This is a genomic window from Streptomyces sp. NPDC055239, assembly GCF_053606205.1.
In genome coordinates this window covers 1-15,340 of the sequence record NZ_JBSGRD010000006.1, presented here as the reverse complement: position 1 = coordinate 15,340, position 15,340 = coordinate 1, and the positions used below count along the sequence as shown (strand labels likewise).

At 71.0% G+C, this 15,340-nt stretch carries 11 protein-coding genes; 2 read left to right on the top strand and 9 right to left on the bottom strand.

Translation table 11 applies throughout. The features are described 5' to 3' along the window. Positions 1-169: 169 nt before the first annotated feature. On the top strand, positions 170-904 hold the full coding sequence (locus tag ACWFRJ_RS20470; protein ID WP_453532464.1) for a helix-turn-helix domain-containing protein: 735 nt from the start codon (positions 170-172) through the stop codon (positions 902-904). Between the two features lie 27 nt (positions 905-931). Here the strand turns inward: ACWFRJ_RS20470 and ACWFRJ_RS20465 are convergent, their stop codons facing one another. From ACWFRJ_RS20465 to ACWFRJ_RS20425, 9 genes are all read right to left on the bottom strand, one after another. Next, positions 932-1,576, bottom strand: coding sequence for a TetR/AcrR family transcriptional regulator (locus ACWFRJ_RS20465; protein WP_453532461.1), 645 nt, complete (start codon positions 1,574-1,576; stop codon positions 932-934). Further along, the gene (locus tag ACWFRJ_RS20460) at positions 1,564-2,298 is read right to left on the bottom strand and encodes an enoyl-CoA hydratase family protein (protein ID WP_453532458.1); all 735 of its coding nucleotides are present in this window, start codon (positions 2,296-2,298) and stop codon (positions 1,564-1,566) included. The genes ACWFRJ_RS20465 and ACWFRJ_RS20460 overlap by 13 nt, the downstream gene beginning before the upstream one ends. Positions 2,299-2,358: 60 nt before the next feature. Next, on the bottom strand, positions 2,359-3,525 hold the full coding sequence (locus ACWFRJ_RS20455) for an acyl-CoA dehydrogenase family protein (RefSeq protein ID WP_453532455.1): 1,167 nt from the start codon (positions 3,523-3,525) through the stop codon (positions 2,359-2,361). After that, positions 3,522-5,432 carry an ATP-binding protein gene (locus ACWFRJ_RS20450; protein WP_453532453.1) on the bottom strand — a complete coding sequence of 637 codons (1,911 nt, stop codon included), beginning with the start codon at positions 5,430-5,432 and terminating at the stop codon, positions 3,522-3,524. Before ACWFRJ_RS20450 ends, ACWFRJ_RS20455 begins: the two co-directional genes overlap by 4 nt. A gap of 10 nt (positions 5,433-5,442) precedes the next feature. Further along, the gene (locus tag ACWFRJ_RS20445; RefSeq protein ID WP_453532450.1) at positions 5,443-7,044 is read right to left on the bottom strand and encodes an acyl-CoA carboxylase subunit beta; all 1,602 of its coding nucleotides are present in this window, start codon (positions 7,042-7,044) and stop codon (positions 5,443-5,445) included. Continuing rightward, positions 7,041-8,777 (bottom strand): acyclic terpene utilization AtuA family protein, encoded by a 1,737-nt coding sequence (locus tag ACWFRJ_RS20440; protein ID WP_453533497.1) that lies wholly within the window; start codon positions 8,775-8,777, stop codon positions 7,041-7,043. Before ACWFRJ_RS20440 ends, ACWFRJ_RS20445 begins: the two co-directional genes overlap by 4 nt. Positions 8,778-8,833: 56 nt before the next feature. Continuing rightward, the gene (locus ACWFRJ_RS20435; protein ID WP_453532447.1) at positions 8,834-9,628 is read right to left on the bottom strand and encodes a TIGR03084 family metal-binding protein; all 795 of its coding nucleotides are present in this window, start codon (positions 9,626-9,628) and stop codon (positions 8,834-8,836) included. A gap of 76 nt (positions 9,629-9,704) precedes the next feature. Beyond that, positions 9,705-10,697, bottom strand: a complete 993-nt coding sequence (locus tag ACWFRJ_RS20430) for an EamA family transporter (protein ID WP_453532444.1) — start codon at positions 10,695-10,697, stop codon at positions 9,705-9,707. A 445-nt stretch (positions 10,698-11,142) separates the two neighbouring features. Then, positions 11,143-13,977, bottom strand: coding sequence for an FAD-binding and (Fe-S)-binding domain-containing protein (locus ACWFRJ_RS20425; RefSeq protein ID WP_453532441.1), 2,835 nt, complete (start codon positions 13,975-13,977; stop codon positions 11,143-11,145). Between the two features lie 152 nt (positions 13,978-14,129). Between ACWFRJ_RS20425 and serC the strand changes: the two genes are divergently transcribed. Beyond that, entirely contained in the window at positions 14,130-15,248 is a 1,119-nt protein-coding gene (gene serC / locus ACWFRJ_RS20420) for a phosphoserine transaminase (RefSeq protein ID WP_453532438.1), read from the top strand. The last annotated feature ends 92 nt before the right edge of the window (positions 15,249-15,340 follow it).

Genomic DNA, 15,340 nt, shown 5'->3' with positions numbered 1-15,340 from the left:
AATTAGCATCATGGCAGGCCAGAGCGTGTATTTCATTGCAATGCTCCTGCGAGGAACGCAACGAGAGGCATCTCATCGTTGCAATGCAATGAGAGTGAACGCTATGCTGGAGCCCTCAAAGAGAGCCGAAGGCAGCCAAAGGCGGCTGAAGAGAGCGAAGGAGACCGCGATGCCGGGAGGCAGACTCACCCAGCAGGAACGTCAGCAGATCGCGCTGGGCCTCGCCGACAACCTCGCCTACGCGGAGATCGCCAGACGTCTCGACCGTCCGACCTCGACGGTCACGCGCGAGGTCATGCGCAACGGCGGCCCCACCGGCTACCGCGCGGACCTGGCCCACCGCGCGACCGAACGCCGCACCCACCAGCGCAGGCAGGCCGCGCCCCGGGGTGCGGAGGCACCGCCGCAGGTCCACGGACGCGATCCGGAGGCCGTGCGCGAGTACGAGGAGACGCTCACCACCGTCTTCATGCAGTCGGGCCTGGCCAAGATGATGTCCCGGGTCCTCGCCTGCCTCTACACGACGGACACGGGCAGCATCACCGCGTCCGAACTCGCCCGGCATCTCCAGGTCAGCCCGGCGTCCATCTCCAAGGCGATCGCGTTCCTGGAGAGTCAGGACCTGGTCCGCCGGGAGCGCGACGAACGCCGCCGTGAGCGCTATGTGGTCGACGACGAAGTCTGGCACCAGTCGATGATGGCCAGCGCTCGTGCCCTCGCCCAGATCGTCGAGACCACACGGCAGGGCGTCGCCGTCCTCGGGCCCGACACCCCGGCCGCCACCCGCCTGGAGAACATCGCCCGCTACCTCGACTTCGTCAGCGAGAGCACCGCCCGCGCCTCGGAACAGGCGCGCGAGATCCTCCACACGAAGCCCGAAGCGAGCCGCACGTCAGATGAGTGATCAGGAGGCCGATGAGGCGGGGTGAGTTCACCCCAGCGCCCCCTCCACAAGGCGCGCCCACTCCCCCACCACGCGCTCCCTACGTGCCCCGTCATCCGTCAGGAGGTTGGCGAGGCCGAGGCCACGCGCCATGTCCAGGAGCCCCTGGACCGTCTCCCGCACCCCGGGCCGCGACTCGTCGGCGTCAAGCAGCTGCACCGCGATCCGGTGGGTCTCACGCCCCACCCGCGCCTCCAGCTCCGTCACCCGGGCCCCCAGTTGAGGCTCGTTGGACGCCGCGACCCACAGGTGCAGCGCCGCCCGGAAGAGCGGCCCTGTGTAGAGATCGACCAGGGCGGCGACCACCGACGCCCTGTCCTGCGCCGGGAGCGCCCGCAGCGCGGTGGACCGCTGCTCGGCGACGTACTCCACCGCCGCCGTGAAGAGGTCCTCCCGCGTGGGGAAGTGGTGCTGGGCCGCTCCCCGTGAGACGCCCGCACGCTCGGCGACCACGGAGACCGTGGACCCCGCCCAGCCGCTCTCGGCGAGGCACGCCACCGCGGCCTCCAGGAGCCGCTGACGCGTCGCGCGGCTGCGGTCCTGCTTGGGCGAGCGGTGCTTGGGCGAGGGATGCTTGGGCGAGGGATCACGATCGGCACGGTCGGCGCGATCGGCCGCGGTCACAGCACCCATGGGCACTCCCGTCGTTCGAGGAAAGCCCCCATTCCGTCCCGCGCCTCCGCCGATGCGAAGAGCCGCGCGGACAGGGCGATGAGGGAGTCCGTGTGGTGGTCGAATGCGTCGAGCACCCTAGCCGTGAGCAGCTTCTTCGTCTCGGCCAGGGCTTGTGGCGCCGCCTTCCGCAGCCCCGCGAGGAGAGGCCGGAGCTCCGCGTCCACGTCGTCACCGGCCACCGTCACCAGACCGATCCGCGCCGCCTCCGGCCCGTCGAAACGCTCCCCGGTGAGGAAGTAGCGGGACGCCGCGCCCGGGTCGAGCCGGGCGAGCAGCGGCATGGAGATGACGGCGGGCGCCACCCCGATCCGTACCTCCGTCAGCGCGAACGACGCCCCCGGCCCCGCACCCGCCATGTCGCAGGCGCCGAGCAGACCGAGCCCGCCCGCCCGCACATGCCCGTCCACCCGCGCCACCACCGGCTTCGGCAGCTCCACGATCTGCCGGAGCAGCGCCACGAAGACGGCTGGGTCCGGCGGCTCCCGCAGATCGGCGCCCGAGCAGAACGTCGAGCCGGTGTGCGTGAGGACGACCGCGCGTACGTCGGGGTCCTTGCCGCAGGCGTCGAGCATCTCCGCGAACCCGTCAAGGAGTCCCGCCGAGAGCGCGTTGCGGTTGGCGGGGTTGTCCAGGGTGAGCGTGACGATGCCGCGCTCGGGGGGCGCGTACACAAGTCCCATGACTTCTCCAGCAGTTCAGAAGGCGAACGGAGGCACAGAACGGAGGCTAAGAACGGGGGCTCAGTACGACTTGGGCAGGCCCAGTGTCTGGTGGGAGACGTAGTTGAGGATCATTTCCCGGCTCACGGGGGCGATCCGCGCCACCCGCGACGCCACGATCAGCGAGGCGAGGCCGAACTCCTTCGTCAGGCCGTTGCCGCCCAGCGTGTGCACCGACTGGTCGACGGCTCTCACGCACGCGTCGGCGGCGGCGAGCTTGGCCATGTTGGCGGCCTCACCCGCGCCCATGTCGTCGCCGTCGTCGTAGAGCCGGGCGGCTTTCTGCATCATCAGGCGGGCCAGTTCGATGTCGATGTGCGACTGCGCGAGGGGGTGCGCGATCGCCTGGTGGGCGCCGATCGGGCTCTTCCACACGCTGCGTTCCTTGGCGTACCCGACGGCACGGGAGAGCGCGTAGCGCGCCATGCCGAGGGAGAACGCCGCCGTCATGATCCGCTCCGGGTTGAGCCCGGCGAAGAGCTGGAGCAGCCCCGCGTCCTCGTCGCCCACCAGCGCGTCGGCGGGCAGCCGTACGTCGTCGAGGGTCAGCTCGAACTGCTTCTCCGGCGCCTGGAGTTCCATCTCGATCTGCCGCCGCTGGAAGCCCTCGGTCTCGCGCGGCACGATGAAGAGGCAGGGCTTGAGGCTGCCGGTCCTCGCGTCTTCCGTACGGCCCACGATCAGCGTCGCGTCGGCGATGTCGACGCCCGATATGAACACCTTGCGGCCGGTCAGGAGCCAGTCGCCGCTCGCGCCGTCTCTACGTGCGGTCGTCGTGATGCGGTGGGAATTGGAGCCCGCGTCGGGCTCGGTGATGCCGAACGCCATGGTGCGGGTGCCGTCGGCGAGACCGGGCAGCCAGGCCCGCTTCTGCTCGTCGGTGCCGAATCGGGCGATGACGGTCCCGCAGATCGCGGGCGAGACGACCATCATCAGGAGCGGACAGCCCGCCGCCCCCAACTCCTCAAGGACGATGGAGAGTTCAGCTATGCCACCGCCTCCGCCGCCGTACTCCTCGGGCAGGTTCACGCCCAGGTAGCCGAGCTTGGCGGCGTCGGCCCACAGCTCGTCGGGGTGGCCTTCGTCGCGCACGACGCGGGTGACGTAGTCGCGGCCGTAGCGCTTGCCGAGTGCGGCGACGGCCGCGCGCAGGGCCTGGTGCTCTTCGGTTTCGAGGACGGTGCTCATACGGACTTCTCCTCCAGTACGGCGTCTACGACCTGTACGACGTCAACGTCTGCGTCCACGTCTACGACTGCGAGCAGCGCGCCGACCTCGACCTGGCGGCCGGGCTCGGCGTGCAGGGCGGTGAGCGTGCCGGAGGCGGGAGCGGAGATGCGGTGCTCCATCTTCATGGCCTCCAGCCAGATGAGGGGCTGCCCGGCGGTGACCCGCGCGCCCTCCGTGAGCCCGTCGGCCAGGCGCACGACGGTGCCGGGCATCGGGGCGAGCAGGGATCCCGGCTCCTGCCGGGTGGTGGGTTCGGGGAGCAGCGGCAGCGCGGTGAGTGCGGTGTTGCCGACGTACACGCGATCACCGTCGCCGTACCGCTCGACCACGAACTTCCGCCGCACACCGTCGACTTCGAGCACGACGAGCTCACCGGACACGGAGAGCACCCGCACCCCGTCCGCGCTCAGACCCTCCCGCGTGTGCCGGTAGCGGACCTCGTGCTCGGCGCCGTCCGGCTCGCTCCGGAAGAGCTTGACCTGCGGCTGCGACGCGAGGTTGCGCCAGCCGCCGAACCGCGAGCGCCCGTGCGCGTCGGCGAGCGCGGCGGCCAGCGGGGCGTGCGGGTCCGGGGCGGGAGCCGCGAGTTCGGCGAGGTGCCGGTCGTAGAAGCCCGTGTCCATACGGGCCTCGACGAACTCCGGGTGCCGCAGGGAACGTACGAGCAACTCCCTGTTGGTGACGGGCCCGTGGACGACGGCACGCTCAAGGGCTCCCGCGAGGGCGCGCAGGGCCTGCGCACGCGTCGGGGCGTACGCGATGGCCTTGGCCAGCATCGGGTCGTAGTGCACGCCGATCGTGTCGCCGTCCACGTACCCCGCGTCGAGCCGCACGCCCGGCACGGAGAGCCGGTGCAGGGTGCCGGTCTGCGGGGCCCACTGCACCCCCGGGTCCTCGGCGTAGAGACGCGCCTCGACGGCGTGCCCGCGCGCGAGGGGCGGCTCTTCCGCGAGCCGCGATCCCTCCGCGACCTGGATCTGAAGGGCCACGAGGTCGACCCCGAACACGGCCTCGGTCACGGGGTGTTCGACCTGAAGCCGGGTGTTCATCTCCAGGAAGTGCGCCCGGTCGCCCGCCACCAGGAACTCCACCGTGCCCGCCCCGCGATACCCGGTCACCCGCGCCGCGCGCACGGCCTGCGCGTGCAGCTCCTGGACGAGATCGGCGGCGAGGCCCGGCGCCGGGGACTCCTCGACGACCTTCTGATGCCTGCGCTGGAGCGTGCAGTCCCGCGTCCCGAGCGCCCAGACGGTGTCGTACGCGTCGGCCATGATCTGCACCTCGACGTGCCGGCCGCCCTCCAGATAGGGCTCGACGAAGACCTCGCCGTCCCCGAAGGCACTGGCGGCCTCCGCACGTGCGGCAACCAACTCGCCCTTCAACGCGCCCAGTTCCCGTACGACGCGCATGCCGCGCCCGCCACCACCGGCCGCCGCCTTCACCAGAACGGGCAGATCACCCTCCGTGACATCCTCCAGACCCATCGGCGCGATGCCCATGAGCTCCTTGGCGCGCGTCTTGGAGGCCATGGACTCGATCGCCTCAGGCGGCGGCCCGATCCACACGAGCCCGGCGTCGGTGACGGCGCGCGCGAATTCCGCGTTCTCGGAGAGGAACCCGTAGCCGGGGTGGACGGCGTCCGCGCCTGCCGCCTGCGCGGCCTTCACGATGAGTTCGCCGCGCAGATAGGTGTCGGCGGGCGCCGCGCCCGGCAGCCGTACGGCGGAGTCGGCCTCACGGACGTGCAGGGCGTCCGCGTCGGCGTCCGAGTACACGGCGACGGTGGCGATGCCCAGGTCGCGGCAGGTGCGGAAGACGCGGACGGCGATCTCGCCACGGTTGGCGACAAGTACCGAGCTGATCATGGTGAGTTCCTCACATCCGAAAGACGCCGAAGCCACCGCGCGCGCCCTCGTAGGGGGCGGTGTGGATCGCGGACAGGCACAGGCCGAGGACCGTGCGGGTGTCGCGGGGGTCGATGACCCCGTCGTCGCAGAGCCGCCCTGAAAGGAACATCGGCAGCGACTCCGACTCGATCTGCTGCTCCACCATGGCGCGCAGAGCGGCGTCGGCATCGTCGTCGTAGGGCTGCCCCTTGGCGGCGGAGGAGGCCCGCGCGACGATCGAAAGGACTCCCGCGAGCTGCTGCGGCCCCATGACGGCGGACTTGGAGCTGGGCCAGGCGAAGAGGAAGCGCGGATCGAAGGCGCGCCCGCACATGCCGTAGTGCCCGGCGCCGTACGAGGCCCCCATCAGCACGCTCAGGTGCGGGACGCGCGAGTTCGACACGGCGTTGATCATCATCGCGCCGTGCTTGATGATGCCGCCCTGCTCGTACTCCTTGCCGACCATGTAGCCGGTGGTGTTGTGCAGGAACAGCAGCGGGATGTCGCGCTGGTTGGCCAGCTGGATGAACTGGGCGGCCTTCTGCGACTCCTCGCTGAAGAGCACGCCCTGCGCGTTGGCGAGGATGCCGATGGGGTAGCCGTGCAGCGAGGCCCACCCCGTCGTGAGGCTCGACCCGTACAGCGGCTTGAACTCGTCGAAGTCGGAGCCGTCGACGATGCGGGCGATGACCTCGCGCGGGTCGAAGGGCACCTTGAGATCGCCGGGCACGATGCCGAGCAGCTCGTCCCCGTCGTACTTGGGAGGCTCGACGACGACCGCCGGATCGGCGTACGCCTTGCGCCAGTTGAGCCGCCTCACGACCTGGCGGGCCTGCCTGAGCGCGTCCCGCTCGTCCTCTGCGAGATAGTCCGCGAGGCCGGAGGTGCGGGCGTGCATCTCGGCACCGCCGAGCGACTCGTCGTCGCTCTCCTCGCCGGTGGCCATCTTCACCAGCGGCGGGCCGCCGAGAAAGACCTTGGCGCGCTCCTTGACCATGATCACGTGGTCGCTCATGCCGGGGACGTAGGCGCCGCCCGCCGTCGAGTTGCCGAAGACGACGGCGACGGTCGGGATACCGGCGGCCGACGACTGGGTGAGGTGCTTGAAGAGCGCACCGCCCGGAATGAAGATCTCCTTCTGGGACGGGAGATCGGCGCCCCCCGACTCCACGAGGTGGATGGACGGCAGCCGGTTGGCGTGCCCGATCTCGTGCGCCCGGAAGGCCTTCTTCAGGGTCCAGGGATTACTGGCCCCGCCCCTCACGGTCGGATCGTTGGCGGTGATCAGGCACTCCACGCCCTCGACGACACCGATGCCGGTGACCATCGAGCCGCCGACGGGATAGTCGCTCCCCCAGGCGGCGAGCGGCGACAGTTCGAGGAAGGGCGTGTCGGGGTCGAGGAGCAGCTCGATCCGCTCCCGGGCGAGCAGCTTGCCGCGCTTTCGATGCCGGGCGACGTACTTCTCGCCGCCGCCATCGAGGGCTTTGACCTGCTCGGCGTCGAGCTCGGTGAGCTTGGCAAGCATGGCTTCGCGGTGCTCGGCGTACTCGGCGCTCGCGGGGTCGAGCGCGGACGCGAGGACGGTCACGGGTGTACCTCCGTCGGTTCGATGGGTGCGGTCGCTTCCATGGGTGCGGTCGCTTCCATGGGTGCGGTCGCTTCGAGCAGCGCGGCCGGGATGTCGAGATGGCGGGCGCGCAGCCACTCGCCGAGGCCCTTGGCCTGCGGATCGAAGCGGGCCTGGGACGCGACGCCCGCGCCGAGGATCCCCACGACGACGAAGTTCAGCGCCCGCAGATTCGGCAGGACATGCCGTACGACGGTCAACTCGGCAGCCTCGGGGATGAGTTCACGGAACCGCTCGACGGTCAGCTCATGGACGAGCCACCGCCATGCGTCATCCGTACGCACCCACACGCCGACGTTCGCGTCCCCGCCCTTGTCACCACTGCGGGCCCCGGCGACGAGGCCCAGGGGCGCGCGGCGGGTGGGGCTGTCCGGCAGGGGTGCGGGCAGAGGCGGCTGATCAAGGTCTTCGAGATCTACGAGATCTACGAGGCTGCCGCCGCAAGCCTCGATGGACCGCCGCTCGCCTCCGGGCAGGACGGCCACGTGATCGACGGTGCCGCGCTCGACGTAGGCGGCCTCGAAGACTCCGTAGGGCGCTCCTTTGCCCGGGGGCGCCGTGACGTGGAATCCGGGGTAGCTGCCGAGGGCCAGTTCGATCGCGGCGCCGCTGAGGGCGCGGCCGACGGGCTCCTGCTGCGGATCACGCACGACGAGCCGCAGCAGGGCGGACGCGGTCTCCTCGCTCGGAGCGTCCGCCCGATCAGTGCGAGCAAGCTCCCACCGCACCTCCTGCGGCCGGGATTTTGTGCGCCCGAAGGCATCCTCGACCTGAGCCCGCACAAGCTCGGCCTTGGCTTCCACCTCAAGCCCGGTGAGGACGAAGACGACTTCGTTGCGGAAGCCGCCGAGCCGATTGAGCCCGACCTTCAGATCCGGCGGCGGAGCCTCTCCGCGCACCCCGGAGACGCGTACCCGGTCGGGCCCCTCCTGGGCGAGGACGACCGTGTCGAGCCGGGCGGTGACGTCGGGCCCGGCATACCGGGCGCCGGAGGTCTCGTACAACAGCTGGGCGGTGACAGTCCCCACGTCGACGAACCCACCCGTGCCGTCGTGCTTGGTGATGACGCTGGACCCGTCCTCATGGATCTCGGCGACCGGGAAGCCGAGCCGACGCGCATAACTGCCCGAACGCCCGGCGAAAAAGGCGTAGTTGCCCCCGGTGGCCTGCGTCCCGCATTCAAGAACATGCCCGGCGACAACGGCACCGGCGAGCCGATCAAGGTCACCGTCCCCACCCCCGTCGCCCCACCCGAAGTGCGCGGCGGCGGGCCCGGTGACAAGAGCGGCGTCGGTCACGCGCCCGGTGACGACGATGTCGGCCCCGCCACGCAGGCAGGCGGCGATTCCGGCACCGCCGAGATAGGCATTGGCGGTGAGGGCATCAGGAAAGCGAGCCCCGAGGTCATCCCCCTCCACATGGGCGACCCGCACCCCACCCATCCCAAGGCGCCCCGCCAACTCCTTCACCGCATCGGCGAGTCCACCAGGATTCAGCCCGCCGGCATTGGCGACGATCTTGACGCCCCGCTCCTGGGCGAGCCCCAGGCACTCCTCCAGCTGCCGCAGAAAGGTCTTGGCGTACCCGCGCGAGGGGTCCTTGAGCCGGTCGCGCCCGAGGATCAGCATGGTCAGCTCGGCGAGATAGTCGCCGGTGAGGACGTCGAGGGGGCCGTCGGTGAGCATGTCGCGCATGGCGTCGAAGCGATCGCCGTAGAACCCGGAGGCATTACCGACCCGCAACGGCCCGGTCACAGGCCGCGCCCCTTGGCGGGCCGCCCGGACCCCGGCGGCCCGGCGAAGGCCTGAGCGATGTCCAACCACCGCTCGGCATCAACGCCCTCCGCGCACAAGGCGAGATCATCCCGGTGCGCGCGCTGCGTGACGAGAAGACAGAAGTCGAGGGCGGGCCCGGTCACCCGCTGCCCGGCGTCTTCGGGCCCGCTGACCCACAACTCACCGGACGGCATCCGCAACTCGACGCGAAAGGCACCATCCGGCGCACTCAGCCCCCGCACCCCGAAGGCGAAGTCCCGGGCCCGCACCCCGATATGAGCCACATGCCGCAACCGATCGGTCGGCACCCGCACCACGCCCAGCGCGTCGGCGACGTCCTGACCGTGGGCCCAGGTCTCCATGAGGCGGGCGGTGGCCATGGAGGTGGCGGACATGGGCGGCCCGTACCAGGGAAACCGGGTGCCGCGCGGGGAGACGGTGAGGGCCTTCAGCAGGTCGTCACGCCCGGCACGCCACCGCGAGAGCAATTCATCGGGCGGCAGCCCGGCCCCTTCATCGGCCCCGTCGTCGACGAACGAATCGGGAGCCGCGAGGGCTTCTTCGACGAGCCGCCCGAAGGCGTCACCATCGGTGACGGCGGTCAGCGCGGCACGGTCGGTCCAGGCGAGATGGGCGATCTGATGAGCGACGGTCCAGCCTTCGGCGGGGGTGGGCAGCGCCCAGCGTTCTTCGCGCAACCCCTCCACCAGCTGGTCGAGTTCCTCGCTCTCACGGCGCAGATCGTCGAGTACGGGCACAGCTTCGGACACGGAGCGCTCCCCTCGGGGCACGGCGGTGTGCCCCGGAGCATGGCAGCGCCCGGAGAAACAAGCAAGCGTGCTTGCATTACTTTCCGGACGCCTCCGGCACCGAATCCTCGACGGTCTCCGCCGGGGCCAGCACGGCATCCGGGGTGGCCCCCGACGCGACGACATCCCCGGACTTACGGGCCCGCCCGCGCCCGATCTGGGTCCGGACGGCACCCATGCTGGCGGCGATGACCAACGAAATAGCCAGAGCCTCATTCACAGAAAGAGCCTGATTGAGCACGAGGAACCCGGCAACGGCAGCGATGGCCGGTTCCAGACTCATCATGATCGCGAAGGTGGAGGCGGGCAGCCTGCGCAGGGCGATCAGTTCGAGCGTGTACGGCAGCACGGAGGACATCACGGCAACGGCGGCACCAAGCGCGAGCACCTCGGGCCGGACGAGCTTCTCCCCGGACTCGACAAGCCCGAGCGGCAGAAAGAGCAGAGCGGCGACGACCATCGCGAGGGCGAGCCCGTCGGCCTGCGGGAAGCGACGCCCCGTACGGGCGCTGAAGACGATGTACGTGGCCCACATGGCACCGGCGCCGAGCGCGTACGCGACACCGACAGGATCAAGCCCATCAAACCCGCCCCCACCCCCCAACAAAAAGACCCCACAGAGGGCGAGCCCGGCCCAGACGAGATTCAGGGCGCGACGCGAGGCGAAGACGGACAGGGCGAGCGGCCCGAGCACCTCCAGCGTCACGGCGGGCCCCATGGGGATCCGGGCGACGGACTGATAGAAGAGTCCGTTCATCCCGGCCATGGCCACACCAAAGGCAAGCACCGTCCCCCAGTCGGCACGCGAGTGCCCCCGTACCTTGGGCCGGCACACGATCATCAGCACGAGAGCGGCGAAGGCGAGCCGCAGGGTCACGATGCCGAGGGCTCCCGCCTTGGGCATCACGCTCACGGCGATGGCTCCGCCGAACTGGACGGAGACTCCGCCCGCGAGCACGAGCCCGACGGGCCCGAGGGCACCCCACCGCCCACCGGTTGCCGCCTCCTGACCACTCCTCGACGCGTCCACTACGACCCTCTCCGCTCCTCGATCCTCAACCAGTCCACTCACCTGAACTACCCCGTCCAAGGTAGTGGACTACGTCAGGATTGTGGAGCCCTTTCACTGCTGTACGCAAACCGAGTCCACATCCCGAGTAGCGCCGCGCCTGACCTGCCCGAACAGACTCCCCCACCCACCTACTCACCCGATTACCCCGCGTGATCCCCCAGCGACGAGAGCCGCCCATTGCAACAAAGTCCCACCCACCCCCCACCCCACCTGGGCGTGTCGCGGGACTTTCCTGCAATCCCCTCCTCCACCGCCCCTCTCCGGCCACCCCCGACGAACCCGGGGCGGGTGGGTGGGGGTCAGGCGGTGCACCGGAGCGCAGGGCGGAGGCATCCCGGTGTGAGGTGGGGACCAGGCCCCCGCCCCGGCAGCGGATCAGCGCCCGAGCCAGCGCAGCGAACGCCTACCCCTCCCCCAGCCCCTCAGCCAGCACCTCCGCCAGATGCCGACCCCGAACCCCCTCCCCCAACTGCTCCAGCTGCGTTCGGCAGGAGAAGCCGTCCGCAAGGACCAAGGGCGCCCCGCCCTCCCCCTCCGACCCGGCAGCCCCCCGCACCGCCGGCAACAGCTGCTCCTCCGCGCACGCCACCGACACCTCGTAGTGCCCCGCCTCGAAGCCGAAGTTCCCCGCGAGTCCGCAGCAGCCCCCGCTCAACTCGCCCTCCAGGCCCGCCTTCTCCCGCAACCGCCGCTCGGCCCCGTCGCCCAGGACCGCGTGCTGATGACAGTGGGTCTGGCCCACGACCGCCCGGCCGACCCTCGGCGGCGTCCACTCCGGGGCCAGTTCCTCCAGGGCCTGGGCGAACGTCCGTACCCGCGAGGCCAGTTCAGCCGCCCGCGGGTCCTCCCCGAGGAGCTCCACCAGGTCCGTCTTCAGCGCCGCCGCGCAACTCGGCTCCAGGACCACGAGGAGCGCCCCCGAGTCGAGCAGCGGCCCCATCCGCTCCAGCGTGCGCCGCATCACCGTGCGAGCCCTGTCCAACTGGCCGGTGGAGACGTACGTAAGGCCGCAGCACACGTCCCCCGGCGGCACCACGGGACGCAGCCCCGCGTCCTCCAGGACCCGCACCGCGGCCCGCCCCACCGCCGGTGACAGGTGATCCGTGAACGTGTCGGGCCACAGCACGACCGCCGGACCCCCAGGACCTCCCGAAGCCTCCCGCCCCCGGAACCACCGCCGGAAGGACTCCCCCGCCAACCGCGGAATCTCCCTCTCCTGCGCGATCCCGCCCGCCCGTTTCGCCAGCGACGCGAGGACCCCCACCCGCGCGAGCGCATTGGCGACACCCGCCGTACGCGTCCGGTCCGCGAGGCGCAGCCACAGCGGCAGCCAGCCCATCGCGTAGTGCGCCGCGGGCCGCCTGCGTCCCTCGTAGTGGTGATGCAGGAACTCCGCCTTGTACGTGGCCATGTCCACGCCCACCGGGCAGTCCGACCGGCATCCCTTGCAGGACAGGCACAGGTCGAGCGCGTCCCGCACCTCCTCCGAGCGCCACCCGTCCGTCACCACTTCCCCCGCGAGCATCTCGTGCAGCATCCGGGCCCGCCCCCGCGTGGAGTGCTCCTCCTCGCCCGTGGCCCGGAAGGAAGGGCACATGACCCCGCCACCGGCACCAGCCGACTCGGTCCGGCACTTGGCCACCCCCACACACCGCCGCACCGCAGCCGAGAAGTCCCCGCCGTCATGGGGGTAGCCGAAGGCCACGTCCACCGGCTCACGCGGCAGCGGGTCGAAACGGAGGTTCGCGTCCAGCGGCGCGGGGCGCACCAGCATCCCCGGGTTCAGCAGGTCCGCCGGGTCCCACACCCCCTTCACGCGCTCGAAGAGCCCCACAAGCTCGGCCCCGTACATCTTCGGAAGGAGCTCCGCCCGTGCCTGCCCGTCCCCGTGCTCGCCCGACAGCGAACCCCCGTGCGCGACCACTACCTCCGCCAGATCCTCCGAGAAGCGCCGGAAGCGCCGCACGCCCACCTCGCTCATCAGGTCGAAGTCGATGCGTACGTGGATGCAGCCGTCCCCGAAGTGCCCGTACGGAGTTCCGCGCAGGCCGTGGTCGGTGAGCAGCTCCCTGAAGTCCCGCAGATACGCCCCGAGCCGGGCGGGCGGCACCGCGCAGTCCTCCCAGCCCGGCCACGCCTCGCTGCCGTCCGGCATCCGCGTCGCCGTCCCGCTGGCGTCCTCGCGGACCCGCCACAGGGCGCGCTGCCCCGCCGGGTCGGTCACCACCACCGAGTCCACGACGCCCCCGGAGGCGGCCCCCTTAACAATCGCGTCGCCGCGCGCGCGTGCCTCGCCCCCGCTCTCCCCGCCCGTCTCCACGAACAGCCAGGCACCGCCCTTGGGCAGCCCGCTCGCTCCCCGTACGAGGTCGGCGGCCATCCCCTCCACCGTCAGCGGCCCGTACGGCAGCAGGCCCGCGGCGGCCTCCGCCGCCGCGCTCTCGTCGGCGTACCCGAGTACCGCGAGGGCACGCGCGCGTGGCGCGTCGACGAGGCGTACGACCGCCTCCGTCACCACGCCGAGGGTGCCTTCCGAACCGCAGAAGGCGCGGGCCAGATCCACGCCCCGCTCGGGGAGCATGGCGTCCAGGGCGTAGCCGGAGATACGGCGCGGGAGCTCGGGGAATCCGGTGCGCAGGAGTTCGAGCTCGCCGTCCACCAGCGCGCGCAGGCCGTCGGGCGCGCCGGACCAGCCCTGGCCGAGCGCGAGCCGTGCGCCCGCGCCGCTCACGACCGAGAGGGACGAGACGTTGTCGGCGGTCGTCCCCCAGGCGACCGAGTGCGATCCGCAGGAGTTGTTGCCGATCATTCCGCCCAGGGTGCAGCGGTTGTGGGTGGACGGGTCGGGGCCGAAGGTCAGACCGTGCGCGGACGCCGCGCCCCGCAGGTCGTCGCAGATCACCCCCGGCTGGACCACAGCGGTCCGCGACTCCGCGTCGAGGGACACGATCCGGTTCATGTGCCGGGTGAAGTCGAGGACGAGCCCCGTACCGGTCGCCTGCCCTGCGATGGACGTACCGGCGCCACGGGCGACGACGGGCACCCCGCGCTCCCGGCACACGGCGAGCGCCGCCGCCACGTCGTCCGCGTCGCGCGGGGCGAGGACGCCGAGCGGCACGCGACGGTAGTTGGACGCGTCCATGGTGTGCAGGGCCCGCGCGGTGACGGAGAAGTCCACCTCCCCCCGCACGGCTGCCCGCAGTTCAGCTTCTACTTCCACGCCTCCGAGATCACCCATGCCCATATCCATGCCCTCAGGATGCATCCGCGAAGGGCCCGATCCGGGCCCGATCCGGGGCGGAGCCTCGCGGTGTCCGCTCTGTGGAGCAGGACGATCTCAGCCGCCGGACGCCCGGATGACGGCCCGCCCCGAGCCGTTAGGCTCACCCCGTGGCTGAGATCCAGATTCCCGCTGACATCAAGCCCGCCGACGGACGTTTCGGCGCGGGCCCCTCCAAGGTGCGCACGGAGGCGCTGGACGCGCTCGCCGCCACCGGTACCTCTCTGCTCGGCACCTCCCACCGCCAGGCCCCGGTCAAGAACCTGGTCGGCAAGGTGCGCGAGGGTGTGCGCGACCTCTTCTCCCTCCCCGAGGGGTACGAGGTGATCCTGGGCAACGGCGGCTCCACCGCCTTCTGGGACGTCGCGACGCACGGCCTCATCGAGAACAAGTCGCAGCACCTCAGCTTCGGCGAGTTCTCCTCCAAGTTCGCCAAGGCCTCGAAGCTCGCCCCGTGGCTCGCCGAGCCCACCGTGATCACGTCCGACCCCGCCACGCACCCGGAGCCGCAGGCCGAGGCGGGCGTGGACGTCTACGCGTTCACGCACAACGAGACCTCGACCGGTGTCGCGGCCCCCATCAAGCGGGTGGCCGGCGCGGACGCGGGTTCACTCGTCCTGGTGGACGCCACCTCCGGCGCGGGCGGCCTCCCGGTCGACATCGCCGAGACGGACGTCTACTACTTCGCCCCGCAGAAGTCCTTCGCCTCGGACGGCGGCCTGTGGATCGCCGCGTTCTCCCCGGCGGCGATCGAGCGTGCCGAGCGCATCCACGCGGGCGGCCGGCACGTCCCGGAGTTCTTCAGCCTTCCCACGGCGATCGACAACTCCCGCAAGAACCAGACGTACAACACCCCGGCTCTCGCCACGCTCTTCCTGCTCGGCGAGCAGCTTGAGTGGATGAACAGCCAGGGCGGCCTCGACTTCACGACCGGCCGCACGGCCGCGTCGTCGCAGGCGCTCTACGGGTGGGCCGACGAGTCGAAGTACGCGACGCCGTTCGTCACCGACCCGGCCAAGCGCTCGCAGGTCATCGGCACGATCGACTTCGCGGACGAGATCGACGCTGCGGCTGTTGCGAAGGTTCTGCGCGCGAACGGCATCGTGGACACGGAGCCGTACCGGAAGCTCGGCCGTAACCAGCTGCGTGTGGCCATGTTCCCGGCGATCGACCCCTCGGACGTCGAGGCGCTCACGAAGTGCATCGACTACGTCATCGAGAAGCTCTGAGGTTTCACTGTCACCTGCGGGTGCCTTGTGGCTGGTCGCGCAGTTCCCCGCGCCCCTTCGGGCGCGGGTGGGGGCGTCGGCAGGTATTCACC